This window comes from Staphylococcus sp. SA22, assembly GCF_054165785.1.
The window spans coordinates 43,281-43,903 of the sequence record NZ_JBSZQY010000011.1 but is presented as its reverse complement, the minus strand read 5'-3'; positions in this window follow the sequence as shown (position 1 = coordinate 43,903).

The window sequence follows — 623 nt, the reverse complement described above, 5'->3', positions numbered from 1 at the left end:
CGGAACGATTTATTGCTAATTTTTAAATTTGCATGTAAATGGGCAGTACGTAAAAATCGCCCGTCCTGGTGTCGAAAAAACGAACAGAAAAAATAAAATTAAAATATAGTAATCTTTTTATTTTTTACAGGTAGGTTTCCCCATAATTTAGTACTGCATCAGAAATTTATCTGTACTTAGAAATGACGACGTATTTTTTCTATACGTTTATGACATTTATTCTACATTGATCCAAATCATAAAAATGTGTTTAAAATGTCCTAAAAAGGTTTTAAAAGGACGATTTTTTTATATTACGTATTTTTGTACTCAAAATTAGAGAATGCTCTAAATGACCTCTTAAAACGCAAAAAAAAATATATATCAAAAAGACATGTATTTTTAAAAAAATTGATGTGTATGATGCATGTCTTTTGTGTATGTTTTATATACATAAAGTATATGTATACGTAACCTGTATGTATACATAACGTTATGGTTTTTATACATATGAGTTAAAAAAGTGATGTCACTTTTTTCTAGGAAAAATAACTCGGCACTGCCGAGTTCACCACGTTATGGGTCTGCCAAAATATAAAAGTGGTGGCACTTTCCCTTATGCTCATGACTTTATGTATAAAAGT